General features: G+C 48.4%; 28 protein-coding genes and 1 pseudogene. 20 read left to right on the top strand and 9 right to left on the bottom strand.

Translation table 11 applies throughout. The annotated features are described in order from the left end of the window. Window positions 1–82 precede the first annotated feature (82 nt). The 4 genes and pseudogenes from ACWJJX_RS16975 to cyoE all read left to right on the top strand — a co-directional run bounded on the left by ACWJJX_RS16975 (window position 83) and on the right by cyoE (window position 2,699). Window positions 83–487, top strand: coding sequence for a DoxX family protein (locus ACWJJX_RS16975; protein WP_014304646.1), 405 nt, complete (start codon window positions 83–85; stop codon window positions 485–487). Between the two features lie 16 nt (window positions 488–503). Beyond that, complete coding sequence (locus ACWJJX_RS16970) at window positions 504–1,361, top strand: VOC family protein (RefSeq protein ID WP_070081514.1); 858 nt, start codon at window positions 504–506, stop codon at window positions 1,359–1,361. 72 nt (window positions 1,362–1,433) lie between these two features. Then, a pseudogene (locus tag ACWJJX_RS16965) lies at window positions 1,434–1,508 on the top strand (hypothetical protein); the annotation flags it as partial. Between the two features lie 243 nt (window positions 1,509–1,751). Then, a complete protein-coding gene (cyoE, locus tag ACWJJX_RS16960) occupies window positions 1,752–2,699 on the top strand; it encodes a heme o synthase (RefSeq protein WP_454023136.1) in 948 nt (315 codons plus the stop codon). 37 nt (window positions 2,700–2,736) lie between these two features. Here cyoE and ACWJJX_RS16955 read toward each other — a convergent pair whose 3' ends face one another. After that, a complete protein-coding gene (locus ACWJJX_RS16955) occupies window positions 2,737–3,288 on the bottom strand; it encodes a PadR family transcriptional regulator (RefSeq protein WP_146283712.1) in 552 nt (183 codons plus the stop codon). 232 nt (window positions 3,289–3,520) lie between these two features. On the opposite strand from ACWJJX_RS16955, the gene ACWJJX_RS16950 reads away from it, so the two are divergent. The 5 genes from ACWJJX_RS16950 (at window position 3,521) to ACWJJX_RS16930 (ending at window position 8,733) form a co-directional block, all read left to right on the top strand. After that, on the top strand, window positions 3,521–4,123 hold the full coding sequence (locus ACWJJX_RS16950) for an NAD(P)H-dependent oxidoreductase (RefSeq protein WP_003155520.1): 603 nt from the start codon (window positions 3,521–3,523) through the stop codon (window positions 4,121–4,123). Then, window positions 4,114–5,202 (top strand): acyltransferase family protein, encoded by a 1,089-nt coding sequence (locus tag ACWJJX_RS16945; protein ID WP_454023135.1) that lies wholly within the window; start codon window positions 4,114–4,116, stop codon window positions 5,200–5,202. The genes ACWJJX_RS16950 and ACWJJX_RS16945 overlap by 10 nt, the downstream gene beginning before the upstream one ends. 256 nt (window positions 5,203–5,458) lie before the next feature. After that, complete coding sequence (locus ACWJJX_RS16940) at window positions 5,459–7,870, top strand: PEP/pyruvate-binding domain-containing protein (RefSeq protein ID WP_454023134.1); 2,412 nt, start codon at window positions 5,459–5,461, stop codon at window positions 7,868–7,870. 22 nt (window positions 7,871–7,892) lie between these two features. After that, a complete protein-coding gene (locus tag ACWJJX_RS16935) occupies window positions 7,893–8,165 on the top strand; it encodes a ribonuclease inhibitor Barstar (protein WP_007408543.1) in 273 nt (90 codons plus the stop codon). Window positions 8,166–8,190: 25 nt separating this feature from the next. After that, a complete protein-coding gene (locus tag ACWJJX_RS16930) occupies window positions 8,191–8,733 on the top strand; it encodes a YfiT family bacillithiol transferase (RefSeq protein WP_064778748.1) in 543 nt (180 codons plus the stop codon). Here the strand turns inward: ACWJJX_RS16930 and ACWJJX_RS16925 are convergent. Both ACWJJX_RS16925 and ACWJJX_RS16920 read right to left on the bottom strand, forming a co-directional pair. After that, window positions 8,693–10,285 carry an MFS transporter gene (locus tag ACWJJX_RS16925; RefSeq protein WP_454023133.1) on the bottom strand — a complete coding sequence of 531 codons (1,593 nt, stop codon included), beginning with the start codon at window positions 10,283–10,285 and terminating at the stop codon, window positions 8,693–8,695. The genes ACWJJX_RS16930 and ACWJJX_RS16925 overlap by 41 nt on opposite strands. A gap of 108 nt (window positions 10,286–10,393) precedes the next feature. Continuing rightward, window positions 10,394–10,876 carry a MarR family transcriptional regulator gene (locus ACWJJX_RS16920; RefSeq protein ID WP_003155512.1) on the bottom strand — a complete coding sequence of 161 codons (483 nt, stop codon included), beginning with the start codon at window positions 10,874–10,876 and terminating at the stop codon, window positions 10,394–10,396. A gap of 168 nt (window positions 10,877–11,044) precedes the next feature. Between ACWJJX_RS16920 and mprF the strand changes: the two genes are divergently transcribed. The 3 genes from mprF to ACWJJX_RS16905 all read left to right on the top strand — a co-directional run bounded on the left by mprF (window position 11,045) and on the right by ACWJJX_RS16905 (window position 15,253). Further along, window positions 11,045–13,615, top strand: coding sequence for a bifunctional lysylphosphatidylglycerol flippase/synthetase MprF (gene mprF, locus ACWJJX_RS16915; RefSeq protein WP_353575401.1), 2,571 nt, complete (start codon window positions 11,045–11,047; stop codon window positions 13,613–13,615). Between the two features lie 92 nt (window positions 13,616–13,707). Further along, a complete protein-coding gene (locus tag ACWJJX_RS16910) occupies window positions 13,708–14,592 on the top strand; it encodes a PhzF family phenazine biosynthesis isomerase (protein WP_454023132.1) in 885 nt (294 codons plus the stop codon). 76 nt (window positions 14,593–14,668) lie between these two features. Further along, on the top strand, window positions 14,669–15,253 hold the full coding sequence (locus ACWJJX_RS16905; RefSeq protein WP_007408549.1) for a nitroreductase family protein: 585 nt from the start codon (window positions 14,669–14,671) through the stop codon (window positions 15,251–15,253). A gap of 38 nt (window positions 15,254–15,291) precedes the next feature. On the opposite strand, the gene ACWJJX_RS16900 is transcribed toward ACWJJX_RS16905, so the two are convergent. From ACWJJX_RS16900 to ACWJJX_RS16890, 3 genes are all read right to left on the bottom strand, one after another. After that, a complete protein-coding gene (locus ACWJJX_RS16900; RefSeq protein ID WP_003155508.1) occupies window positions 15,292–15,483 on the bottom strand; it encodes a YfhD family protein in 192 nt (63 codons plus the stop codon). A gap of 70 nt (window positions 15,484–15,553) precedes the next feature. Next, entirely contained in the window at window positions 15,554–15,664 is a 111-nt protein-coding gene (locus ACWJJX_RS16895) for a YfhE family protein (RefSeq protein WP_003155504.1), read from the bottom strand. A gap of 57 nt (window positions 15,665–15,721) precedes the next feature. Continuing rightward, on the bottom strand, window positions 15,722–16,621 hold the full coding sequence (locus ACWJJX_RS16890; protein WP_454023131.1) for a TIGR01777 family oxidoreductase: 900 nt from the start codon (window positions 16,619–16,621) through the stop codon (window positions 15,722–15,724). 91 nt (window positions 16,622–16,712) lie between these two features. Here ACWJJX_RS16890 and recX point away from each other — a divergent pair, with 91 nt between their 5' ends. The 3 genes from recX (at window position 16,713) to ACWJJX_RS16875 (ending at window position 19,162) form a co-directional block, all read left to right on the top strand. Continuing rightward, window positions 16,713–17,504, top strand: coding sequence for a recombination regulator RecX (gene recX, locus ACWJJX_RS16885; RefSeq protein ID WP_003155502.1), 792 nt, complete (start codon window positions 16,713–16,715; stop codon window positions 17,502–17,504). A gap of 6 nt (window positions 17,505–17,510) precedes the next feature. Continuing rightward, complete coding sequence (locus ACWJJX_RS16880) at window positions 17,511–17,822, top strand: YfhH family protein (RefSeq protein ID WP_025650230.1); 312 nt, start codon at window positions 17,511–17,513, stop codon at window positions 17,820–17,822. A 146-nt stretch (window positions 17,823–17,968) separates the two neighbouring features. Further along, entirely contained in the window at window positions 17,969–19,162 is a 1,194-nt protein-coding gene (locus tag ACWJJX_RS16875; RefSeq protein WP_025650229.1) for an MFS transporter, read from the top strand. Window positions 19,163–19,201: 39 nt separating this feature from the next. On the opposite strand, the gene ACWJJX_RS16870 is transcribed toward ACWJJX_RS16875, so the two are convergent. From ACWJJX_RS16870 to ACWJJX_RS16860, 3 genes are all read right to left on the bottom strand, one after another. Next, on the bottom strand, window positions 19,202–19,591 hold the full coding sequence (locus ACWJJX_RS16870; RefSeq protein ID WP_071391450.1) for a DUF2606 family protein: 390 nt from the start codon (window positions 19,589–19,591) through the stop codon (window positions 19,202–19,204). Then, window positions 19,554–20,465, bottom strand: a complete 912-nt coding sequence (locus tag ACWJJX_RS16865) for a trypsin-like serine peptidase (RefSeq protein ID WP_454023130.1) — start codon at window positions 20,463–20,465, stop codon at window positions 19,554–19,556. Before ACWJJX_RS16865 ends, ACWJJX_RS16870 begins: the two co-directional genes overlap by 38 nt. A gap of 143 nt (window positions 20,466–20,608) precedes the next feature. Then, window positions 20,609–20,761 carry a small, acid-soluble spore protein K gene (locus ACWJJX_RS16860; RefSeq protein WP_003155495.1) on the bottom strand — a complete coding sequence of 51 codons (153 nt, stop codon included), beginning with the start codon at window positions 20,759–20,761 and terminating at the stop codon, window positions 20,609–20,611. Between the two features lie 123 nt (window positions 20,762–20,884). Between ACWJJX_RS16860 and ACWJJX_RS16855 the strand changes: the two genes are divergently transcribed. From ACWJJX_RS16855 to ACWJJX_RS16835, 5 genes are all read left to right on the top strand, one after another. Then, a complete protein-coding gene (locus ACWJJX_RS16855) occupies window positions 20,885–21,154 on the top strand; it encodes a YfhJ family protein (RefSeq protein WP_003155492.1) in 270 nt (89 codons plus the stop codon). A gap of 131 nt (window positions 21,155–21,285) precedes the next feature. After that, on the top strand, window positions 21,286–21,813 hold the full coding sequence (locus ACWJJX_RS16850; RefSeq protein WP_454023129.1) for an SH3 domain-containing protein: 528 nt from the start codon (window positions 21,286–21,288) through the stop codon (window positions 21,811–21,813). A gap of 85 nt (window positions 21,814–21,898) precedes the next feature. Then, on the top strand, window positions 21,899–22,234 hold the full coding sequence (locus ACWJJX_RS16845; protein ID WP_070081524.1) for an SdpI family protein: 336 nt from the start codon (window positions 21,899–21,901) through the stop codon (window positions 22,232–22,234). Next, on the top strand, window positions 22,227–23,087 hold the full coding sequence (locus ACWJJX_RS16840) for an alpha/beta fold hydrolase (RefSeq protein WP_070081525.1): 861 nt from the start codon (window positions 22,227–22,229) through the stop codon (window positions 23,085–23,087). The genes ACWJJX_RS16845 and ACWJJX_RS16840 overlap by 8 nt, the downstream gene beginning before the upstream one ends. A gap of 210 nt (window positions 23,088–23,297) precedes the next feature. Then, window positions 23,298–24,278, top strand: coding sequence for a glycosyltransferase family 2 protein (locus tag ACWJJX_RS16835; protein ID WP_003155484.1), 981 nt, complete (start codon window positions 23,298–23,300; stop codon window positions 24,276–24,278). Window positions 24,279–24,295: the final 17 nt, after the last annotated feature.

The following is a 24,295-nucleotide window of genomic DNA, read 5'->3' as shown; positions in this document are numbered from 1 at the left end:
ACAAAATTACTTGACGTAAATAAGTTATGTATATATACTAGCTTACATAAAGTAAGTGATAATAATTTTCAAGGAGGATTTTATGAATAAATCATTCGAAACAGGAACACTGCTTTTAAGGGTTGTAACAGGTATTATCTTTTTTGTTCACGGTTTATCCAAGTTTCAAGGGTTGGAAGGAACTACGCAATTTTTCCAGAGCATCGGGCTTCCGGCCTTTATGGTCTACGTCATCGCGACGATTGAGCTTGTCGGCGGGGTTCTGATCTTTTTCGGTTTGGCGACGCGCATAATCGGCGTTCTGTTTGCCCTCACATTAGTCGGCGCCATCTTCACGGCGAAGCTTTCCTCACCATTTATGGGCGGATCGGAATTTGATTTCATCTTACTGGTTGCGTCAATTCACTTAGCGCTTTCAGGAAGCCGACTGCTTTCATTGGATCAGCTCCTTTTCAAATCAAAAAAGGGAGAAACTTTTTCAGCATAAGAAAGAAGGCGTTCAAATGACCGGCATTCATCAAGATACGGCAATCGGTTATGTCAAATTGACCATTAAAAATATGGAACGGTCGCTCGGCTTTTACCAAAATGTGATCGGCCTTCAAGTCATCTCGCAAACCGATCGTTCCGCAGAACTGTCAGCAGACGGAAAACGCGTCCTGCTGGTGCTTGAAGAAAATCCAAGCGCCGTCGTTCTCCCGGAGCGGTCTGTCACCGGCCTTTACCATTTCGCAATACTTCTGCCTGACCGGAAAGAACTCGGCATCGCATTGGCCAGGCTGATTGAAAACGGCATCGCGCTCGGGCAGGGGGATCACGCAGTCAGTGAGGCTCTTTACCTGTCTGATCCGGACGGCAACGGCATTGAAATATACGCCGATCGTCCCCGCAGCACGTGGCGCCGGGATGCAGAGGGCAATTACGTCATGCAAACGGCGCCCGTCGATGTGGACGGGCTTTTGGAAGAAGCCGGAGCTGAACGGAAAAGCCGTCTCCCGGAAGGAACCGTAATCGGTCACATCCATCTTCATGTGACGGATTTACAGGAAGCCAAAGCGTTTTACACCGATATCCTCGGTTTTGACATTGTCGGCAATTACGCGGGCATGTCCGCTCTGTTTGTTTCAGCGGGAGGGTATCACCATCACATCGGTCTGAATATATGGGCCGGAAAACATGCGCCGCCGAAACCGGGAAATGCAAGCGGGCTGGATTATTACACCATCGCACTGCCGCATCAAAAAGAGCTGTCACGTGTGACAAAAGCGCTGACCGATGCCGGCTTTGAGATCGAAGAAAAAGAAGAGGGCGTATTCGTCAAAGACCCTGTATCAGGGGCGGATATCGCATTTACACTGTAAGAAACAACCCTTGCCGTCTAACCGGCAAGGGTTTTTATTTTTCCGAAGTTTTCTTGGGAAGGCTCGGGAAAGAAGTACGTCGATTTGCAATATACACACGGCTTTTGTGTGACTGAAGAGAGCGAACATCTCAGTGAGGCGCAAAAATGATGCGTGGAGCCCGCCATCGCCGGCCCGGGCTCAGGGCATCCGCTGGATTGAAAATGGTGTCCGTTCGGCGGATCAGGGAGCAGTATGGGCAGACTTTGAATAGAAAAAGGGAAAAGCCGCATCCGGTCACAAGATGCGGCTTTTCATATACAATTTACAATTGTGTGAAAAATGCCCAAAATAAATTGTGCTTCCTGATTCTTCCTGATATGATAAGCCGAAAAAGGAGAACCTCAACAAATGAATTCAAATGCAGCACAGACGGAACAGTCTATGAAGCATAACGGAAACCGGATGACGGTCAAGGACTTTATCATTCTTGCCAAACCGGGGATTATCATCTCAAATTCACTCGCCGCATTGGGCGGATTTTGGATCGCGTGGCTTCAGTCGGAAAGGACGGGCGGAGGGCCCGGTATATTTGCCGCCATGGCGGTTGCCATGATCGGAACGGCGTTAGTCATGGCGTCAAGCACTGTTTTTAATAACTTCTTTGACCGCGGCATGGACGCAAAGATGGCGCGAACCCGCACCCGCGCCAGCGTCACGGGAAAAATACCGCCGACGGTCATGATCCTGTACGGCACATGTCTCGGCGCATGCGGATTCATCATGCTTGCTTCGCTTAATGTACTGACCGCCGTTCTTGGCCTGCTTGCATTTTTGCTGTATGCCGTCGTTTATACGCTTTGGTTTAAAAGACAATCCGTCTGGAGCACATTTGTCGGCAGCTTTCCCGGGGCGGCTCCGCCTTTAATCGGTTATTGCGCGCTGGCCGGGTACATTGATATGCCCGCGATTTTGTTATTCGCGATTATGTTTTTGTGGCAGCCGCCGCATTTCTGGGCGATCGGAATCAGGCGAAAGGAAGAGTATCGTGCCGCCGGCATTCCGCTTTTGCCGATCATAAAAGGCAATCGCGTCACAAAAATAAAAATGCTGCGCTATATCGCCGTTCTGACTGCAGTTTCGCTGCTCGTTCCTCTTTATATAGACGTCAGCCCGTTTTATACCGCAACCGCTCTCCTGCTCGGGGCCATCTGGCTGTACCGGAGCGTCAGAGGCTTTCAGGCGGCGGATGACACGCAATGGTCGAAGGGGATGTTTTTTTATTCGATTGTTTATTTCAGTATGCTTTTTCTTATTTTAATGGCTGATTCGTTTATCAATGCGGTTCTCAGAACGTAAACAGGCGGCCTGCAGATACAGAGCCGCCCCGTTTTGTTTATGCTTTTTTGATGAGAGCCAAAATATCTTCAAGCCAGGAAATATAATTCCGTTCCCGCTCAAGCGCTTTTGTCAGCACGAGATAATGGCCGAAATCAGGAGAAGAAAATGAATCCGCCTCCGCGGACGATGTCATCAGTTCTTGATAACTGTTTTCCAGATCGGACAATTTCTCCTTACGCTTTATGAGCTGATCGGTGAATAGCTCATCCGCTTCTTCCTGCGTCAAAGCTGAGATGAAATAAGCCTTCAGCATAAATTCATCCTTCACCGTTTCCGGAATCGGGTCTTTTTTCGTCAGCCAGGCAGCAAGCTCCAGCTCTCCCTTGTCAGTCAGCGTGTACATTTTTTTCTCAAGCTTTGTTCCTTGAATCGCAGTGCGAAACGTAATAAATCCCTCAGCCGTCAGTTTTTTTAATTCCGGATAAATCTGGCTGTGCTTTGCGCTCCAAAACTGGCCGAGCTCTTCCTTAAAATAGCTCGATATATCATATCCGCTCAATTCGCCTTTTCGCAAAAGCCCTAAAATCGCGTACTTTAAAATTCTCATGTTGTCCTCCAAGCCCATTCATTTGACAGCTAGTATACCATACGGCCGCTTAAAAACGCAGAAGCGCCGGATGCTTGTCATTGAATCCGCGGCGGCAAAATCAGCAAAATATGCAGAAAGGGGTTATCGAAACGGCAGCAGAACTGGAAAAAGCCTTTCTCGTGTCTTTGCCTCATTCATATGACATCATGATATAATCATTGTAAAAATTAATAAATACTGGGAGGGACATATGAAGACGGTGATTGTGTATGCAAACCCGGATGAGAACAGTTTCAATGCGGCTCTCGTAAAATACGTCGCCATGGCTTTAAAGGACAGCGGCCAAAGCTATACGGTCATTGACTTATACGCCGATCAATTTGATCCCGTGCTGAAGTACGGCGGCGAAAAAAAGCGCTCTGACATGAACCGGGACGCTGAAACGAAGAAATACCGGAAACTGATGAAAGAAGCGGATCATCTCATTTTCATCTACCCGCTGTGGTGGGGAGGCGTTCCGGCGATTATGAAAGGCTTTTTTGACAGAGTGCTTGTCGCCGGAGAAGCCTACACATATGAAAACGGCCGCGTAAAAGGACTGCTACGGGCAGAGACGGCACAGGTCTTTTATACGGCGGACTCCCCGGGCTGGTACTTAAAGTGGTTCCGGAAAAACTCGGACTGGATTACGCTGAAAAAAAGCATTCTGCAATTTTGCGGCATTCAAAAAGCCGAGCGGAACCTTTTTTCTGTCGTCAGAACGAGCACACCCGAACTGCGGGAAAAATGGCTGCGCCAAGCATACGCCAAAGTCCGGCGCGCTTGTGAAAAAGGAGCGGCCGCATGCAGATAAAAGAAATTTTCGTAATTCGCTGCCTGTCCTGTTTAAGTGTCGTTCTGCTTCACGGAGTTTCAATGGTGCTGATGATTCAGGAAGAGTCCTTAGCCAGTGCCGCCCATACGGTTGATGCTTTTCGGACCCTGTTGATGTTCAGCACGCCGGCGTTTATCTTTATTTCGGAATTTCTGCTTGCCAGGTCATACCCGAAAGGCGTTCCAGCGGGTTTTTTAAAGAAAAGGGGCAAAGTCATTTTCGTGCCGTTTCTGTTTATTGCCGCGGTGGATGCCATTTTAATGAAAAGCGTGGCGGAAGAAGGAGCCGGATTCGTTTCAGTGATCGGTAAATTTTTAGAAAATGTGTTTTTAGGAAACTTCATCGGCTACTTCATTCTTGTGATCTTTCAATTTTACATTCTCCATATGCTGCTGCACCGCTGGCTGACCAACACATCCCCAGTGTGGGTGCTGTCTGTTTCGTTTATCATCAACGCCGTCTATCTGGCTTACTTTTCGATCTTTCATCCGCCGGCATCATCGGGGCTTGATTCTATTTTTCCGTTCTTTTGGGTTCCGTTTCCGGGCTGGGTGTTTTATTTCTGTCTGGCATTTTATTGCGGAAAGGAATATCCGCGTTTTTTATCGCTCATCAATCAGTATCGTTATGCGGTTTACTTCAGTGCGGCCGTATCGGCAATATTGATTGTGGCCGTTTCATATATCAGCGGCGGCTCCATTTCCTCTAAGCGTCCGGATATTATGATTTACGCGGTCAGTATGATCTTTCTGTGTTTTCATCTGTTTTCAAAGCTCAAAAAAGTGCCCGCGATTGTGATGATGATCAGCAACTATTCGTTTTCAATCTATCTGCTGCACTCCTACTTTTTAATCAGCGGATATCTTCTGGAAGGCTATTTGCGGTCAATGCCTTTAGCGGCTGCCATCCTTCTTTTATTTTTGATCTGCACGTTCGGTCCCATTTTCGTATCTTGGGGGTGCAACCATTTCAGATACGGATACCTGTTTGTCGGGAAAGTGTATCAGCCCAAGCAGACCAAAAGAAATACGGCGGCGCATCAAGGCCGCACAGTCTGAAAAAAAGGCGGCGTTTCGGCCGCCTTTTTGATACGGGTCCGCTTTATCCTGCACGAGGACGGATAGTTGTACATCCTGCAAACAAAGCCCCCGCCTGCGGCTGTTTTGACGGATGCATTTATGACAAAATAACGCCATTGATTTTCTCCCTTGTGAAGACCGATATATTGTATACTTATAGGAAATACTTTCAAAAAAAGTGAAAAAGAGAAAAACTGTGAGCTTGGATGAACGACTAAAAAGGAGCGGGGACATTATGAATGACTGTGTCAAAACATTCGGAGAACTTCCGGCCGAACTTTATTCCTTTGCGGGAGGAAAAGGAAGCATTCTCTCTAAAATGTATCAAAGCGGGTATCCTGTGCCTGAAGGGTTTGTGATTTTGCCGTCAGCCTTTCAGGACGGACAGCTCCGCCATCAGGCGAGAGAGGCTGTTGATCAATATGTGAATTCCATCCGCAGCCGCCATGCAGCTGCGTTGTTTGCCGTACGCTCATCCGCGCTGAGCGAGGATTCCGCTCAGGCTTCCTTCGCCGGAGAATTCGATACGGTGTTGAATGTCAAAACAGATCAAGACATGTCCAGGGCGATTGATGAAGTCCGCCGGTCGGTACAGTCAGAAAGAGTAAAAGCGTACAGCGCCGTTCAGGGAATGGAAGATGAGCATGAAATCGCAATCGTCATCCAGCTGATGATACCGTCTGAGATATCCGGAGTGCTGTTTACCGCAGATCCGATTACGGGGAGCAGGCGGGAGATGACAGGCAATTACGTCTACGGTCTCGGGGAGCAGCTCGTTTCCGGGGAAGCCGATGCCTATTCTTTTAAACTGGCACGGCCCAAGAAAAAATATGACGGCCCCGGGGAATTTCGCAAATATGCGTCAAAGCTCTATAAACTGGCGAAAAAGCTGGAAAAAGATCTTGGAGGGCCGCAGGATATTGAATGGGCCGCCGCGGGCGGGACATTGTATATTCTTCAATCCCGCCCGATTACGAACTTACAAGCCGGAAATCTGGAAACCTATGAATGGAATGATTCTTTCAGCGGTGATTTTTTATGGACAAACACCAATATAGGAGAAGCGATTCCCGATGTGATGACGCCGCTGACATGGTCGCTCCTCCGGAATCTGGATGAAGAGTCAGGCATCATTCCGGGCTATTATGTCTGGTCCGGCAATATTTGCGGCAGAGCCTATAACAATATGAGCCAGCCTCTTTCCGTTCTCGCCGCTTTCGGTCTGAATCCGAAAGGCGGAAAAATTGGAAAAATGATGAGCGATACATTGGGAGAAATCCCGGCGGAAATGAAGATTCCTTTATATCCGTTCTCAAAGTATGAACTTTTGAAGATCATCCCGAAAAAACTGAAACCGTATCTGTCGAAAATGAAGCAAGCGAAAAAAAACATGTCCTCCTACTTGGACGAATCGCCGGAGTGGTGCCGGAATATTGAGGAAAAGCTGAAACGCGCCGAAACGGAGCGGGCATTATTAGCGATATGGAACAATGAGATCTATCCGTATTTATGCAACGCGTGGTTTGCGTTAATATCCGGCGGGCGTGATTCTGCGCAATCCTCTTCGTCGTTAACCTCTCAATTAACAAAACTCGCAGGCATAGAAGATGCGAATCTCCTGCTTTCCAATCTGAGGGGAAAAGGCGGACTGGCCAGCCTGGAGCCGATTATCGGCATTGATCAAGTCATGAAAGGCCGTATGAGCGAGGAAGAATATCTCAGGAACCAAGGCCACCGTGGTCCGCATGAATACGAACTTTCCATACCGCATCCGGGAGAAAACCGGGATTGGCTGACGAAGCAGATCAAAGAACACAAGGAGTCGGGTATTGATGCCGAACAACTGCTTTTGAAACAGCAGCGGGCGCATGAACAGGCCTTCCGAAGATTTGAAAAAAAGTTTCCTCATAAGGTCAAATGGCTCAAAGCCAAAATGGAAAAAGCGTCAGAATACGCGAATATGAGAGAAACAACCAGATCCGAATTTGTCAGGGTGTACCGGACAGCCAGAGCATTCGCGCTCAGAGCGGCGGAAATGACCGGCATGAAGAACGATATTTTCTTCCTGTATCTGCATGAAATAACCGATCTGCTCGCGGGGAAAGAGCCGGCGGTTGCATCGATTCAAGCGAGAAAGCAAAACTATGAAACCTATAAAAAACTGCCGCCGTTCCCATCCTTTATTAACGGAAGATTCAATCCGTTTAAATGGGCTGAGGATCCTGACAAAAGAGCGGATTATTACGATGCTTTTATGCCTGCGGAAACGGATGATGCGCATACTTTAAAAGGTTTCGCGGGAGCGGCCGGGAGAGTGGAGGGCATTGTCCGTGTCCTTGATGCTCCGGAAGACGGGGATTCTTTTGCGGCGGGGGAAATTTTAGTGACGTCGACAACCAATGTAGGCTGGACCCCGCTTTTTCCAAGAGCGGCTGCCATCATAACGGACGTCGGCGCCCCTTTGTCCCACGCGGCGATCGTCGCCCGGGAACTGGGGATTCCTGCCGTTGTCGGGTGCGGAAATGCAACGTCAAAACTGAAAACGGGGGACAGGGTGGCCGTTGACGGCGGGCAAGGCATCGTCCAGCTGGAACCGCGGCAGACTCCGGTCACTTCTGAAGAGGAAAATGGTAAACTGATAGAATAGAATCAAGAGAAAGGAGTCGCGCATGAATAAAGCAGTTATTAACGGGGAGCAAATCAGAAGTATGAGCGACCTGCACCAGACATTGAAAAAGGAGCTTGCCCTTCCTGAATACTACGGTGAAAACCTTGACGCTTTATGGGATTGTCTGACCGGCTGGGTCGAGTATCCCCTCGTTTTAGAATGGAGACAGTTTGAACAAAGCAAGCAGCTTACAGAAAATGGCGCAGAGAGTGTGCTTCAAGTCTTTCGTGAAGCGAAAGCGGAAGGCTGCGACATCACCATCATACTTTCATAATACGATCAACGGGAGAGAGACAAAAATGGAAAAACAAACCCTCAGCTATCCGATTGGAGAATATCAGCCGGCTGAATCGATTTCGGCCGGACAGAAACAAGAATGGATCAATGCGCTGGAACACGCTCCGGCCAAACTGAAACAAGCTGTCAGAGCGATGTCGGACAATCAGCTCGATACGCCGTACCGCGAAGGGGGATGGACTGTCCGTCAAGTGGTTCACCATCTGGCGGACAGCCACATGAACGGTTATACCCGGTTTAAATTAGCTTTAACAGAAGATGAACCGGAAATCCGTCCCTATGATGAAAAAGGCTGGGCCGATCTTCATGATTCAAAAACCGCCGCTTGCGGGGATGCGCTTGAGCTGTTAACAATCCTGCACAGAAGATGGGCCGCTCTTTTGCGCTCCATGACGGAAGCCCAATTCAAACGGACATACTTCCATCCTGTATCCAAAGAGACGGTTACGCTGGAACAAGCGCTCGGATTATATGTCTGGCATTCTGAACATCATATTGCCCATATTACTGAGCTTTGCCGGCGGATGGACTGGCATTTGTCTTAGAGGATGCCGGCTTCCGGAAAAACGCCAAAACAGCCGCAGACATGATCGTGCATAATGAAATGACGGCGGCTGCCGTATAAAGATGGTGGTAGCCGCTGGAAATGCCCGCTTCAATCGCATCAGAAACCGCTTTTTTGACGGCGGGAACGGGGATTCGGCTTACCTGCTCCTGCAACGAAGAAAGTCCGCCGCCGATATCGGGCGTTTGCGCCTGATCAGCGGGAATGCCGCTTTTCATTAAACGGTTTTTAATGTCCGCTCCGATCCGGTCAAAGCCCGCTGTAATGAAGCCGGCATATAAAGCCGGAGCGAGCGTCAGCCCGACCTGCCTTACGAGTGACAGCGTGCCGAGCGCTGTTCCTTTGTTTTGGCCCGCCGTTTCTGATACAAGCACATTCAGCGGAGCCCCGAGCAGAAATCCGAAACCGATCCCCGCAATGACACTCGCCGTGACAAATTCCCATTTATCCGTCACCCATAACGGAAACAGGCTGAATCCGGCAAAGGCGATGGCGCCTGATACAGCCGCGGAGAAGACCGGCCCTTTTTTATCCGTGACCGCCCCGCCGAGCCACGCTCCGATGCCTGACGCCAACGCAAGCGGCGTCATCCAATAACCCGCTTTCTCCGCCGATACGTGCAAATATTGCTCCGCATAAGAAGGAATAAAAATGACCGCAGCGAGCAGCCCTCCCGATAAAAATCCGATGACAAGCGTCCATTGAAACACTTTATTTTGCAGCAGCGAGTAAGCGAGAATCGGATCGCCCCCCAGGTTTTCAACCCGCTTTTCGACCTTAAGCAGCACCAGAAAGAGAAGTGCCGCTCCCAAAAGATACCCGTACACCTTTACGTCCATTATGCTTTCTGACAGCTTCGCCCCATCGAGATTCGTGATACCGATCATACAAGATAAGATCGCAAGAGACAGCAGCATTGTGCCGGCGAGGTCAAGCCGTTTCGCCTCAGGCTCTTTCGTTTCAGCGATAAACAAACCGCCGCACACAACCAAAGCGGCGGCAATCGGCAGGTTAATCAAGAACAGCCAATGCCACGACCCGGTTACATCAAGCAAAAAGCTCCCGATATTCGGTCCGAGGACGGCCGCCATACCGTTCATCGCCCCTAAAAGCCCGAGAGCTTTCCCCTGTTTCTCCTTCGGAAGCACGGCCAGCACATGCGAACTCCCGATTATAAAAATTCCGCCGCCGCCAAGCGCCTGAATGAGCCGTGCCGCCAAAAACACCGGGAAGCTCTGACTGAGTGCGACAAGCAAAGAGCCGAGTCCGAACAGGCCGACTTCCATCATAAACAGTTTTTTCCGCCCGTATCGGTCCGACAGCTTGCCGACAATCGGCACACTGACACTGAGTCCCAATGTGTAAAGGGTCACTCCCCATGATCCCCATGAAGGAGAAACATCAAAAGAGCTGTTAATCGTCGTCAGAGCAGCGGAAATAATTCCGTTGTCCAGCGCCGCCATGAACACACCGATCGTAAAAAGAGTGATGGCCCGGCTCTGGTTTTTTTCTGTTTGCAATGGATCCGGCATACTGATCAATCCTTCCTTTTTTAATTCACTTCGAATATATTATTCACTTAGAGTGAATTAAATGTCAAACAAAAAAAGGCCGCCGATACCGGCAGGCCTTTTTCATCTCTATGCCTGTTTGGAAGAATCAAGCGCTCTTGCCAAAATGGCAAGTCCTTGATTGACCGTTTGTTTTTCTTCAGCGGTCAGCGTTTCCAATGAACGCTTCAATTTCACATGTCCTTTTTGATAAAGGCTGCGGAAAATATCTTTCGCGTTTTCCGTTAATTGAACGACGACTGAACGGCGGTCTTCTTCTGACGGAGCGCGTGTAATGAAACATGATTTTTCTAAACGGTCAAGCAGCCCCGTCGTATTTGAAAGAGAAGCGCCCATTTTCTCCGCTATGTCACTCACCTTAAGCGTCCCGTGGTTGTTCAGAAGCATCAGCACCTTCATTTGCGGCATGCTCATATCAAGCTTCATCCACTCCGACACATCGCCGAGTCCCGCCGAGGTCATCACTTTCATGTACAGCACCCAAATATCCCGTTCCTCAGGAGAAAAAATATCGCCGCCTAATACCGTTGTATCATGCAGATTATAATCCATCGTCTCACTTCCTCATTCATACTCCTGCATACCATATTACTGATTTTAATCAGAGAAAGAAAGTTGCAGACGAGTTTTGTTTGAATGTGAGGTGGTAGTGTATAATATGTTGGAGATTATTGGGGGAATTATAATAAATAAGCTATTTTATGATGATTGGAGAGAACATTGCTGACTAAAAAGAATGCCTTATCGATATTAAAAGTATTATTTCCTATTGCAGTTTTGCTTTTAGTCATTTATCAGTCCAAAAAGGAATTGACAGACCTTTCTTTTAAACGAACGCTGTACATTATTAACGGGATTGAGCGTTACGATTTATTTATTCTCGTTCTGCTCGGCCTCCTTGCCGTCAGCGCGATGTCCTTTTATGACTTTGTGCTGAAACGGACGCTTCGCCTCGACATTCCGAATTGGAAAGTTTTCAGGGTTTCTTTTATCGCCAATTCCTTTAACAATGTCCTTGGATTTGGCGGTCTGGCGGGCGTCGGGCTGCGGACGATGCTTTACAAAGAGCATACGAATGACGTAAAACGCCTCGTCGCAGGCATCGCCTGGCTTACGTCCTCAGCGCTGCTCGGGCTGTCCGTCTTCAGTATCCTGACCATTGCCCGCATTCTGCCGGTCGGAGAGATTACAGGTGAGAAACCGTGGCTGTGGGCTGTTATCGCCGGAGTAGCGCTTATTGTGCCGGCAGCCTTAATCGCCGCATGGATCAACAATAAAAAAGCTGGCGCAGAAGACGGTGAAGCAAAACCGAGGCATCCGGTTTTTTCTTACATCGGGGCATCGTTTGCCGAATGGTTTGCGGCGGCCGTCGTCATGTATTATTCCCTGTATGTCATGGGGATTCACGCGGATGTCCGCCATGTATTCGGTGTATTTGCCATTGCTGCTATCGGGGGAATCATCAGCCTTGTGCCGGGAGGATTCGGTTCGTTTGACCTTCTGTTTCTGCTCGGCATGCAGAATATGGGCTTTCCGCAGGAGGCGGTTGTGACATCCATCGTCATCTACCGGTTTGTGTATTCATTTATTCCGTTTGTGTTCGGGCTGTTCTTTGCGGCCGGCGATTTAACGGAAAATACGCTTAAACGGCTGGAATCAAATCCGAAGATGGCGCCCGCCGTGGAAACGACGAACGTGCTTCTCGTATTCCAGCGCGCCATCTTAATCAGAGTGCTTTACGGTTCGCTGTCGCTGTTGGTTTTTATGGCGGGAGTCGTTGTGCTGGCGTCCGTCGCCCTGCCGATTGACAGGGAGACGGTCATCCCGCATATTCCGCGCCCGGCGCTCCTTGCGTTTAACGCGTTATCGTTAAGCGCGGCTTTGATTCTTTTAATCTTGCCGATTGAATTATACAAACGGACGAAACGTTCTTATTCAATGGCGGTTGCCGCGCTGGTCGGCGGTTTTGTGTTCAGTTTCTTAAAAGGATTGAACATCAGCGCGATCTTTATTCTGCCTGTCGTCATCGTATTGTTGGTGTTGTTAAAGCGGCAGTTTATCAGAGAGCAGGCATCGTATACGCTCGGCCAGATGATTTTTGCCGCCGCTCTGTTTATTATCGCCTTGTTTAACTACAATCTCATTGCCGGCTTTATTTGGGATAAAATGAATCGGCTGCTGCGCCACGATTATTTCGTTCATAACAATTCGCACATTACATATGCCACGATGACGGCCATTATTGTTGTGCCGCTGTTTTTCCTTTTGTTTACGGTCTTTTATCATAAAAGATCGAAGCCGATCGGAGAAAAGGCCGATCCTGAACGGCTGAAGTCCTTTTTGGCGGAAGAAGGCGGAAACGCCCTCAGCCATCTCGGCTTTCTCGGGGATAAGCGGTTTTATTTCTCAAGCGACGGCAAAGCGCTTTTATTGTTCGGCCAGATTTCCAGAAGGCTTGTCGTGCTCGGTGATCCGTCAGGACAGAGAGACTCTTTTCCGCTTGTGATTGAGGAATTTCTGAATGAAGCGCATAAGCAGGGGCTGAGTGTCATGTTTTATCAGATCGAACGTGAAGATCTGGCGCTGTACCATGACTTCGGCTATAACTTCTTCAAGCTCGGAGAAGAGGCGTTCGTGGATATGGAAGCATTTACGCTGTCAGGTAAGAAAAAAGCGGGGCTGCGGGCGATTAACAATAAATTTGACCGCGAAGGCTACACATTTCATGTCGGGGAACCGCCGTTTTCCTCCGAGTTTATCGCCAAGCTGAAAGACATTTCGGACGAATGGCTCGGACCGAAAAAAGAGAAAGGTTTTTCTCTCGGTTTCTTCGACAAGGACTATTTGGAACAGGCGCCGATTGCTTACGTGAAAGACGCGGAAGGGGAGATCATCGCTTTTGCCAACCTGATGCCGATGTATCAGGAAGGCGAGATATCAGTCGACTTGATGCGTTATCGGAAAAGTGCGCCGAACGGGATTATGGACGCGCTTTTCATCCGTCTGTTTCTCTGGGCGCAGGAAAAAGGCTATACCACCTTTAATATGGGCATGGCGCCTTTGTCAAACGTAGGAACGGCTTTTACATCTTTCTGGTCGGAAAGAATCGCGGCCGTCATTTTCAACAACGTCCGGTATATGTACAGCTTCAGCGGGCTGCGGGCCTTTAAAGAAAAATACAAACCGGAGTGGCGCGGGAAATACTTGGCGTACCGCAAAAACAGATCGCTGTCCGTCACGATGATTCTCGTCACCCGCCTGATCGGAAAAACCAAAAAAAGACGCCGTTAAAAGGCGTCTTTTTTTGAAGAATTAACTAAAAATTCTAATTTTACTCTGTTATACTGAATAACATGATCATAAGGTGAAAGGAAGGCTGATGAATGAAACAGGCAACCGTGTTTAAATATGAAGCGTTTACCGATATTCCTGATCTGGGAAATCCCGCAGGAATCGTCTTTAACGGAGATGATTATTCAGATGAAGAGATGCAGATGATCGCCGAAATGGCAGGGTACAATGAAACCTCATTTCTCTGCAAAAGCGGAGAAGCCGATCTGCGCATCCGCTATTTTACACCCGGCCACGAAATGAATTTATGCGGACATGCTACCGTCGCCTCTCTTTACGCATTAATTGAAAAGGGAAGGCTTCAGGCTGATCAGACATATCAAATTGAGACAAAAGCCGGCATTCTTCCCGCAAAAGCCGCTGAACGAAACGGCCGGGTATACATCACGCTCGAACAGGCACCCCCGCAATTTCTGCCGTTTACGGGAGACAAAGAAAAGCTTGCGGCCTCGCTCGGGATTACGGCTGAGGATTTTCACAGCGAGCTGCCGATTGTTTACGGATCAACGGGGATCTGGACACTGATTGTTCCTCTGAGATCACTTCAAGCATCACGGAATATGGTGCCTGAAAACGCACAATTCCCCGCTGTTTTGCGCGATCTTCCGAAAGCGAGCGTTCATCCGTTTTCTCTGGAAACCGTTCATTCGGAAAGTGATCTGCACGGCCGTCATTTTTCTTCCCCTTTCTCCGGAACGACCGAAGATCCCGTCACGGGAACCGCTTCAGGCGTCATGGCAGCCTATATGCGGCAATACGGAGGCTCTGAAGCCGAATGCCTCACGATCGAACAAGGCCAGGAAATCGGGAAAGACGGAAAAGTGGAAATCAGGATTACGGAGGAAAACGGAGAAATGAACATCAAGATGACGGGAACGGCCGTGTATGCCGAATCAATCAATTTTCAGCTTCCGTAACGGTTTACAAAAGACGGTCGTATCCGTTATATTATAAATGATAATCATTTTCAATTGAATAGGAAGGTGAATCGGCATGCCGAAAACCGAACAATTACAGCAAAACGAAAGTCTTGCACATACAATCAGAAACAGAAGATCCATCCGGTCGTTTAAACCGGAAACTGTACCTTCTGAAGTCATATTAGATATGCTTGAAACGGCCGTTTACGCGCCGAACCACAGACTGACGGAGCCATGGCGTTTTATCTACGCAGCAAGCGAAGCGGGAAAAGCAAAGCTTGCGGACAGCTACGTCTCATTTTTCAAAAAAATAAAAGATGATTTCAACGAGGAAAAAGAGCGGAACATGAGAAAAAATCTCAGCGCCGTTCCGGGATTTTTGCTGGTCGTCTTAAAAGAAGATGAAAATGAATTTACGAGAAACGATGATTTCGCGGCGCTGAGCGGCATGATTCAAAACCTTCAGCTTCTCGCACATGAAAACGGCATCGGCATGGTCTGGAAAAGCGGCCGCATCATGTATGACAAACAGGTGCACCAAGACTTCGGCCTTGCAGACAATGAGCGCTTCGCCGCCATCATTCAAACGGGCTATCCGGATGAACAGCCTAAGGCGAAAGAACGGACGCCGGCAAAAAGCCTGTTTACCGAGTTGTAAAAGAATCCCCGTCTCCATACAGAGGCGGGGATTTCGTATTAGCGGGTTTTGCTTTTAGCTCTGTTGTCAGCGGCTTTCATCCGCGCCTGCGCTTCGCGGTCAGCGGAATCAGCAAGCTCGCTTGAATATTCCTCGTACGTGCCGTCTGTTTCGCGTTTCAAAGCATCCGGAACTTGAGGAAGTTTTTGTTTGTTTTTATCACGGTTTTTGTGAGTATGATTTCTGCCCATATCAATCGCCCCCTGAAAAAAGTGATATCAAACAAACATAGTATCTGCCCGGTCCCGATCTTTATTCAGTTTATTTCCGTTTGGCTGCTCTTTCCGCTTTTTTGAATTCACCGGAATAAAGGACTTCCTGCATTTTTTTCAGATTGGCTCCCTGCTGATGTTTTTCGCGCTTCTTTTCCATAAAAGAAGACCCTCCTTCAAAACAGAATACCAATAGGATTGGCTTTTATTTCCGTTTTTATGCAGATAAGAGATCCTTTAAAGCCAACTCAAGTTCTTCATACGTAAATTGAAAACCGGATGTCAGCGCCTGCTTAGGCAGGGCGCGCTGGCCTTTTACGATCAGCAGGCTCATTTCTCCCAAGGCCTTCTCCAGAAAAAATTCCGGTACGGGAATCCAATGGGGGCGGTGCAGGACGCTTGCGATCGTCTTTCCGAATTGCTTCATTTCTACGGGGTTCGGCGATGTCACATTCATGGGACCGGACAAGTCATCATGCTCCGCCGCAAAAGCAATAAGTTCCGCGGCGTCATCGACATGAACCCATGACAGCCACTGCCGTCCAGAGCCGACGGTGCCTCCGGCTAACAGCTTATAAGGAAGAACCATGAGCGGCAGGGCGCCTTTTTCACCGAGCATCACGCCGAATCTGGCATATACCGTCCGAATGCCGAGCGCTTCAATTTTCTGGCCTTCACGCTCCCACATATGAGCCGTATGACTGAGAAAGTCTTCATTTGACGTATCGGACTGCTCAGTGAACGTTTTCTCTGTGCTGGTGCCGTAAATGCCGACTGCGCTTGCCTGAATTAAAGCCCGGGGTTTTTTCGGCTGCTGCTTCATAATCCGTCTGACTTCTCTCGTCGCTTCTATTCTGCTTGAAATGATTTGTTCTTTCGTTGTGTCCGTCCAGCGGTCAAAGATGGATTTGCCGGCGAGGTTCACCCATACATCAATAGGGGGAAGCTCGCGCTCAGGCGCCGCGTTTTCGGCCAGCCATTGAACATATGTCACATTTTTTTGTTCGGTTTCTCTCTGTTTTCTTGATAAAATATAGACATGATGTCCCCGGCGGGTAAACACACCTGTCAGATGCCGGCCCAGAAAACCAGTGCCGCCTGTCATCGCGATATTCATATCCATCTCTCCTTACACGTTGATACATATACTGTACCTCATTTGTCAAAAAGAAAAACGCCTGAACATCGGGGCGGGAAAGGAGACCGGGATGCCGTTTATTACAAAAATATCGACCCAAAAGAAAAATACCGAGCGCTTCAACATCTTTCTTGATGAGAAATATGCATTCAGCGTCGATGCCGACGTGCTTGTGCGTTTTGACCTAAAAAAAGGGAAAGAACTGGACGAGCTTGACATTCTTGAAATCCAGCACGGTGATGACGTGAAAAAAGCCTTTAACCGCGCCGTAGAATTTTTATCATATCGGATGCGGTCTGAAAAAGAAGTCCGGGATCACCTGAAGAAAAAAGAAACACCGGACATGGTCATTTCTGAAGTCATCCATAAACTGTACGATTACCGCTACTTAAATGACAAAGAATTTGCCGAAGCCTATGCGAGCACCCACAAAAAAACAAACGGCAAAGGCCCTGACGTCCTGTTCCGCGAGCTGAAAGCGAAAGGAATAGACGACGATACCATCAAGGAGACGCTCAGCGCGTTTACATTTGATGAGCAGATACAAGAAGCGCTGAAACATATCGGCAAAATCCTCAAAAAAGACAAAAAGCTGTCCACAAAAGAGATCAGACAGCGGGCGCAGATGCAGCTTCAGCGAAAAGGTTTCCCTTTCGACGTCATCAATGCCGCTCTGGAGCAGACGGAGTATGAAAATGATGATGAAGCCGAGATGGAAGCTCTGAAGGCTCATGCGGAAAAAGCGATCAGGAAATACCGCTATGACGGCAGCTATGAAAGCGGAATGAAGGTCAAACAGTACTTATTCAGAAAAGGATTCTCGATTGACGATATTGATCAATTCTTGCAGGAAGAGGAGTAAACTGAAATGGACAAACGATACAGTCAAATGACGCCTCATGAACTACAGACAGAAATTGCGGGACTGACGGAAAAAGCGCGAAAAGCGGAACAGATGGGCATTGTAAATGAACTGGCCGTGCTTGAACGGAAAATGACGATGGCCAAAGCTTACATGCTGAACCCGGAAGACTTTCGGCCCGGCGGGGTGTATCAGATAGAAGGTTCTGATGACACTTTCCGCATTGATTACATCAACGGCGTATTCGCCTGGGGACACAGATCTTCCCCGTCTGACGGGGAAGAAGCACTGCCGATTTCCGTTTTAAAAGAAAAATAATAACAAAAGAGGCCGGTTCCGGCCTCTTTTTCTTTTCGGGCACATTCGTTTCAACCTTTCAGTAAAAAATGATTGAATTCATTTTTGATATCTTTTAAGATGGAATTCGTTGTTTTTTAATAAAAAGGAGGCGATTTGCGTTGAATATCAAAATGAAACAGCCATCTGTGAAATTAATGATTTTTGTTTTAATGATTTGCACATTTTCCATCGGGTATACGGAATATGCTGTCATGGGTATTCTGACGTCGATTGCCGATGACTTTCATATACATGTATCTTCAGCGGGCATGCTTGTTACGGCGTACGCGGCAAGCGTCTGCCTGACGGGTCCGATCGTAACCATTATCGCGGTTAAGCTGCCGAGAAAGCCGGTGCTGCTAGGGTTGATGGGCATCTTCGTCCTTGCCAACCTGATGAGCGTCTTTGCGCCGAACTTCGCCGTGCTGGCGATTTCCAGAATTTTATCCGCATCCATTCACGGAGCCTTTTTTGCGATCGCCATGGTGTTTGCGAGTGAGATGGTGCCGCCTGAAAAACGTTCCGCCGCCGCGGCTTCCATGAACGGCGGATTAACCGTGGCGCTGATGCTCGGCGTCCCGTTCGGCTCTTATTTAGGGGATGCCCTTAATTGGCGTGCCGTCTTTTTCATTATTTCCGTTTTAGGCCTGATCGGTCTGATCGGACTGATGCTGGTCGTACCGAATCGAAAACCGAAAGTGATTCCGATGCTGATGAATGAATGGAGTGTCTTTAAGCATAAACAAGTGATTTTTTCCTTTGCGATCACCATTCTCGGCTACTCAGGCGTATTTATCGCTTACACGTTTATTGAGCCGATTTTAAGAGATTCAGCGGGGTTCGGCACAGTCGGCATCACAGGCGCGTTATTTGCCTACGGTCTCGGCGGAGTGGCGGGGAATTTCTTCGCGGGGAAAGTGCCGCTCAAACTGCTGACGCGCACGATGATCGGTGTGATGATCGGCTTGATCGGCGTCTTGGCGATTTTCCCTTATATCGCTGTCTTTCCCGCCGCCGCCGTTTCAGCGACATTTTTGTTCGGCGCATGTGCGTTCGGCACGCCGCCGCTTTTGCAGACCAAGGTTATTTCTTCCTCTGAAAACGGCACGACAATAGCCGCTGCGGTGAGCGTTTCCGCCTTTAACCTGGCAAACGCGCTCGGCGCCTGGATCGGCGGATTGATTCTCGGGGGAACGGGATCTTACTCATGGCTGTTTGCCGGCGGTGCGCTGATGACGGCTCTCGGCCTTGTGCTTTCCACGTTCGCTCATCTGTCTGAGAAGAAAGATGTTTATGAATACCAAGTGCATAAAGGATAACAAAAAGCTTGCAGGGGATATTCCGCCTGCAAGCTTTTTTCAGTGTTTCAATGTAATGCTGATCACCGTATGTTTATCGCTCTCAGCTAAGGAAATATTCCGGGTTTCCGGTACTCCGTCTTTTTCAAAAACGACGGCATAGGTTCCTTTCGCGCCGCTTTTCCATGTAATCTCGCCGTGGTGATCAGTCTTGCCTATTATCTCTCCGCGATCTATATTGGGCTGATGATCTGACTCCGCCGCTTTCATCACGGTAACCGTCACACCGGCAGCCGGTGAACCGTCTGCATCCTCAACATGGAGCGTAACGGGCAGTGCTTTTTTGGCGGCGGAATCATCCGCTTTGCCGCATCCGCATAAAACGGCCGCCGCGAGAAAGATAACAAAAGCTTTATTGATTTGACCAATATTGAATGTTGTCGAATACACTGTTTGTCACCCTTGTTCCCAGATTGTAAGACGACCCGCCGTTTGTATGAATGGCAATGGCGGTCTGGCCGGTGTCGCTGTAATTGCGGTAAACGGGCGATCCGCTCTGGCAGCCGAACGTATCAGTCGTGTAAGTGAGTTTATATGTCTCGGCAGAACGTATCGGCTTGCTGTCCGACCACATGGAACCGGACACTTTGTCGCACGGATATCCTGTCACGGTTGAGGAAAGCCCGGCCGGACTGGAACTGTTGGTCGTCTGGTAGCCGTACCAGCCGACAGTATTCCCGGGCGACCCGTTTACTTTGATTGCGCCGTAGTCGTAGTTTGTGTCACCGTTTTCTGTCCACCCTTTGACACTGTAGAATGTCTTGCCTGAATAAGAGCCGTACGGGTACGATGACCCGTTGCGGCCGGGAGCTGCCGTAATTTTCGATGCCCAGCCGTTTTTCTGATCATACACGCAATGTCCCGCCGTAACGATCGTGTCGGCATTGACAAAAAAACCGGTGCATCCGTAGGTGCTTGTGCTGCCGCTGTATGTAACGGTCAGCTGTGCTGTCGCTCGATATGGAAATGATGTTGTGGGAGAAATTCTGATTCGTTCGTCTGTCCCAATAATACTGGAAGGCTTTAATGACTTGATGTCAGCTTTGCTGTTTTGTGCAAGCTGTCTTTTGGTGAGGCCCGTTCCTTCATAAGCGGGGGATGTCTGTGTTGTTTGTACAGGCTGATTCTGATTTGCGTCAAACTCCTCACCGCTGTTTGATACAGATGTCTGCGGGCTGCCCGCTGCTTCTGCTGAAACAGCAAATAATGAAACTGACAGTAAGAATGCGGTAAGGCTCAGCAATCGTTTTGAAACTGTCTTCATTTTATAAAACCCCTCCTTTTTTGTCTACCGGCTTTCGCTTTAACATTTAACATATTATGGAATTTATTTAGCGTTATGACCGCAAGAGGATGTTTTTTTCCGCAAAAAAAGACCGGGTCATTCCCGGTCTCTTACGGTGTGTGTTATCGTCTGCCTGAAGCTCTCATGCGCTCTTGCGGGTGCGAATTAATTGAACCGTCCGCCCGTTTAGAAGCATAGTCATCCTTTGCCCGCGGTTCGCCTTCAAACTTATTATTGTTCTGATTAGGAAATCCTTTTGCCTTGTTCCGGACCATTTGTTTTCCCCCTCGGCCAATATCAAAAGGTTGCGCCTTCTGGACTGAAGACGTAAAGTTAGTATATGCCTGTGACAAGCTGCGTAAAAGCAGCAGGTTTTCCCAAGGAAAGGAGACAGAGACATGAATACATATATCGACAAACTGACGAATTTGCTGCTTGAGAAAAATGACATGCTCAGCTATTTGCAAGCGCGAACTTGGGTTGAGCTTTTATGGGGAGATTTCGAAGCGACTTACGCAAAAGCCGGCCGCCCGTATCAAGGAGAGCAAATGACGGAACGCGTCGTCAAGGAATGGATCGAATCATACGGCAGCAAGCTCCATATGTTCCAGAGCGTTCGGGAAGACGTTTCTCATTATTTGGATCAAAGCAGGGGTCTCCTGCATTAATATAGCAGTACGCCCGCCGGATACCGTCCGGCGGTTTTTTCTTTTTATAAAAGAAATGGGAAAATCATGTTTGACGACCCGCAGAATGTGGAAATGTGTAATAACTTATAAAATAGCGGGGAGGAACCACAATGAACATGAAAAAGGGGTTAACCGCATTTATTCCGGCCGCAGGACTTTGCTTATTTTTAGCCGCAGGCACCGTTTTTTTTGATCCGGCAGCGAATGCCGCAGCAGTTCACCAGACAAAAATAGACACCGCAGCAGATACATATATCGTGAAAGCAGGAGAACTTAATGTCCGCAAAGAACCCAATAAACAAGGGCGGATTATCGGCACGCTTCGTTCAGAGGATTCCGTAAAGGTTAAACGGCTTCAAGGAGCAGATTGGGCTGAAATTGACTACAAAGGTCACAAAGCCTATATTTCCACGCATTTTCTGATGAAGCAGCCGGTGAAGGCGGTGACCGCGAAACAAACCGATTTTTATACGCCGACTTTGGAAACCGGCAAAAAAGGGTCCGTTAAAGCGGGTGAAACCGTCAATGTGCTCGGCTGGGGGTTCAGCCATGACGGAGGGTTTGACCGTAGATGGGCGTACATCACATACGGCGGGAAAGCAGGTTATGTGAAAACGGCCGACTTAACTCAAAAATAAAGATTCAGGCAGGCGAATGAGCCTGCTTTTTTTCTGAAACTTTTCGCCTTTCCTTTCGTAAAAGATGAAAAGGAGAGTGATGGATATGATAATGGTGATCGGCGGCCTTCTGATGGCTGCGGCCGGCATTTCAGTCACATTTTTTCCGCCGAAGTCGATCAACAGCCTGTACGGATATCGGACGAAGCGCTCTATGGCGGATGAGTCGCAGTGGAAAGAAGGCAATCGATTCAGTGCGCTCCTCATGATTCTGTTCGGCCTTATTTCGGCGGCAGCTGGATTTTCGGGCAGCCTGCTTATCCGGCTGACTCAGCCGTTCGCCCTGATTGTTCAGGCCGTATTGTTGATTGCGATCAGCGTACTGATCATCGTCTTAACAGAAAGAAGATTGAAACAAACGGGGAGGAGAATCGATGAATGACATTACGTTTCACATGATCGAAACAAACGGAGTGACGCTGCACACGGCTTCAGCCGGTCCGAAAGACGGTCCTTTGGCGGTGCTGCTGCACGGGTTTCCGGAATTCTGGTACGGCTGGAAGAGTCAGATCAAACCGCTGGCGGATGCCGGATACCATGTTGTCGTGCCTGATCAGCGCGGCTATAATCTCAGTGACAAACCGGAGGGCATTGAAAACTATACCATTGATACGCTCAGAGACGACATTATCGGGCTGATCACTCATTTTACAAATGACAAAGCCGTCGTCATCGGACATGATTGGGGAGGAGCCGTGGCCTGGCATTTGGCATCCACGCGGCCGCAATACGTTGAAAAATTGATCACGGTCAATATCCCGCACCCGGCGGTTATGCGGAAGGTCACACCGTTCTACCCGCCGCAGTGGAAGAAAAGCTCTTATATCGCTTTCTTTCAGCTTCCGGAAAAGCCGGAACGGAGATTGTCTGAAGACGATTACCGCGTATTGGATCACGCGATCGGCTTATCCGAACGCCCGGCGCTTTTTTCACGGGAAGATGTCGACAGCTACAAAGAAGCATGGGGCAGAAAAGGAGCGCTCACGGCGATGCTGAACTGGTACCGGGCGATCAGAGCCGGCGGTTTAGGCCCTGCCGTTCCGCTTAAAATGCCCGTTCCGTACCGGTTAATATGGGGCGTCAACGACCGCGCGCTGAGCAAAAAGCTCGCCAAGGAAACAAAACGGATGATTCCAAACGGCGACTTAATCTTCATAGATGATGCCTCACATTGGGTCATTCACGAAAAACCGCGCATCGTCAGCCATTTGATTCATGAATACCTTCAGCAATAAAGTCTGTCCCGCGTACAGACTTTTTCTTTTTTTTCTCATATCTGCCGAAAAACATGACAAAATATAAACCATATGCAGAAAAAAATTTCTTTCTCTGTAACAAAAAAAGGGTTTAAACGTCATTAAAAAAAGGAAAAGCCTTACTGAAGTTTTGCGGACAATTCCTTTAAGGCCGTCCTAAAAAAAGAATAATACAAAGAAGGTGCCTTCATGAAACAAAGGTTAATCTCAATTATTATTCCGTCTTACAATGAAGGGAACAACGTCAAGCTCATCCATGAATCTTTAAAAAAAGAATTTCAGACGATTCATTATGACTATGAAATTTTCTACATCAATGACGGAAGCGCGGATGACACCCTTCAGCAGATTAAAGAACTGGCCGCCAGAAACCATCGCGTCAAATACATATCTTTTTCCCGCAACTTCGGGAAAGAAGCGGCCATTCTGGCAGGATTTGAACACGTGCAGGGCGAAGCGGTAATCGTGATGGACGCCGATCTGCAGCATCCGACCCATCTGCTGAAAGACTTCATTCAAGGCTATGAAGAAGGGTATGACCAAGTCATCGCGCAGCGCAACCGAAAAGGGGACAGCCCCGTGCGTTCCGTGCTTTCTTCCCTGTATTATAAATTTATCAACAAAGCCGTCGAAGTGGACCTGCGTGACGGGGTCGGAGATTTCCGCCTGCTGAGCCGGCAGGCCGTTGATGCTCTTTTGAAGCTGAGTGAAGGGAACCGTTTCTCGAAAGGGCTGTTCTGCTGGATCGGGTTTGACCAGAAAATCGTATTTTATGAAAATGTCGAAAGGAAGAACGGCACGTCCAAATGGTCATTCAGCAATCTGTTCAACTACGGAATGGACGGTGTCGTCTCCTTCAACAACAAGCCCCTCAGGGTATGCTTTTTCACCGGTATTCTGATATTGCTTCTGTCGATGGTTTATATTGTAACAACCTTTGTTCATATTCTGACACACGGCGTGTCCGTACCCGGATACTTCACTATTATTTCCGCCGTGCTGTTTTTAGGGGGCATCCAGCTTTTGAGTCTCGGCATCATCGGAGAATACATCGGCCGGATTTACTATGAAACAAAAAAACGCCCGCACTATTTAATTAAAGAAGCGAATATAACGTACGGAGAACAAAATGAAACGAATTATACAAAAAAGCGCAAGTGGAACCATTAAACAGCCGCCGCTGTGCG

The organism is Bacillus sp. YH3-2-B2, from assembly GCF_053663335.1.
This window is presented reverse-complemented; position numbering and strand designations above follow the sequence as displayed.

Bases quoted from the DNA above. Each gene is read 5' to 3' on its own strand.
- ACWJJX_RS16900 (WP_003155508.1), bottom strand. From the start codon at position 15,483: ATGGGCAGAAATCATACTCACAAAAACCGTGATAAAAACAAACAAAAA.
- ACWJJX_RS16840 (WP_070081525.1), top strand. From the start codon at position 22,227: ATGAATGACATTACGTTTCACATGATCGAAACAAACGGAGTGACGCTG.
- ACWJJX_RS16895 (WP_003155504.1), bottom strand. From the start codon at position 15,664: ATGGAAAAGAAGCGCGAAAAACATCAGCAGGGAGCCAATCTGAAAAAA.
- ACWJJX_RS16950 (WP_003155520.1), top strand. From the start codon at position 3,521: ATGAAGACGGTGATTGTGTATGCAAACCCGGATGAGAACAGTTTCAAT.
- recX (WP_003155502.1), top strand. From the start codon at position 16,713: ATGCCGTTTATTACAAAAATATCGACCCAAAAGAAAAATACCGAGCGC.
- ACWJJX_RS16855 (WP_003155492.1), top strand. From the start codon at position 20,885: ATGAATACATATATCGACAAACTGACGAATTTGCTGCTTGAGAAAAAT.
- ACWJJX_RS16975 (WP_014304646.1), top strand. From the start codon at position 83: ATGAATAAATCATTCGAAACAGGAACACTGCTTTTAAGGGTTGTAACA.
- ACWJJX_RS16910 (WP_454023132.1), top strand. From the start codon at position 13,708: ATGAAACAGGCAACCGTGTTTAAATATGAAGCGTTTACCGATATTCCT.
- ACWJJX_RS16970 (WP_070081514.1), top strand. From the start codon at position 504: ATGACCGGCATTCATCAAGATACGGCAATCGGTTATGTCAAATTGACC.
- ACWJJX_RS16850 (WP_454023129.1), top strand. From the start codon at position 21,286: ATGAACATGAAAAAGGGGTTAACCGCATTTATTCCGGCCGCAGGACTT.
- ACWJJX_RS16880 (WP_025650230.1), top strand. From the start codon at position 17,511: ATGGACAAACGATACAGTCAAATGACGCCTCATGAACTACAGACAGAA.
- ACWJJX_RS16925 (WP_454023133.1), bottom strand. From the start codon at position 10,285: ATGCCGGATCCATTGCAAACAGAAAAAAACCAGAGCCGGGCCATCACT.
- ACWJJX_RS16945 (WP_454023135.1), top strand. From the start codon at position 4,114: ATGCAGATAAAAGAAATTTTCGTAATTCGCTGCCTGTCCTGTTTAAGT.
- ACWJJX_RS16940 (WP_454023134.1), top strand. From the start codon at position 5,459: ATGAATGACTGTGTCAAAACATTCGGAGAACTTCCGGCCGAACTTTAT.
- ACWJJX_RS16955 (WP_146283712.1), bottom strand. From the start codon at position 3,288: ATGAGAATTTTAAAGTACGCGATTTTAGGGCTTTTGCGAAAAGGCGAA.
- ACWJJX_RS16865 (WP_454023130.1), bottom strand. From the start codon at position 20,465: ATGAAGACAGTTTCAAAACGATTGCTGAGCCTTACCGCATTCTTACTG.
- ACWJJX_RS16835 (WP_003155484.1), top strand. From the start codon at position 23,298: ATGAAACAAAGGTTAATCTCAATTATTATTCCGTCTTACAATGAAGGG.
- ACWJJX_RS16860 (WP_003155495.1), bottom strand. From the start codon at position 20,761: ATGGTCCGGAACAAGGCAAAAGGATTTCCTAATCAGAACAATAATAAG.
- ACWJJX_RS16890 (WP_454023131.1), bottom strand. From the start codon at position 16,621: ATGAATATCGCGATGACAGGCGGCACTGGTTTTCTGGGCCGGCATCTG.
- ACWJJX_RS16930 (WP_064778748.1), top strand. From the start codon at position 8,191: ATGGAAAAACAAACCCTCAGCTATCCGATTGGAGAATATCAGCCGGCT.
- ACWJJX_RS16905 (WP_007408549.1), top strand. From the start codon at position 14,669: ATGCCGAAAACCGAACAATTACAGCAAAACGAAAGTCTTGCACATACA.
- ACWJJX_RS16935 (WP_007408543.1), top strand. From the start codon at position 7,893: ATGAATAAAGCAGTTATTAACGGGGAGCAAATCAGAAGTATGAGCGAC.
- ACWJJX_RS16920 (WP_003155512.1), bottom strand. From the start codon at position 10,876: ATGGATTATAATCTGCATGATACAACGGTATTAGGCGGCGATATTTTT.
- cyoE (WP_454023136.1), top strand. From the start codon at position 1,752: ATGAATTCAAATGCAGCACAGACGGAACAGTCTATGAAGCATAACGGA.
- ACWJJX_RS16845 (WP_070081524.1), top strand. From the start codon at position 21,899: ATGATAATGGTGATCGGCGGCCTTCTGATGGCTGCGGCCGGCATTTCA.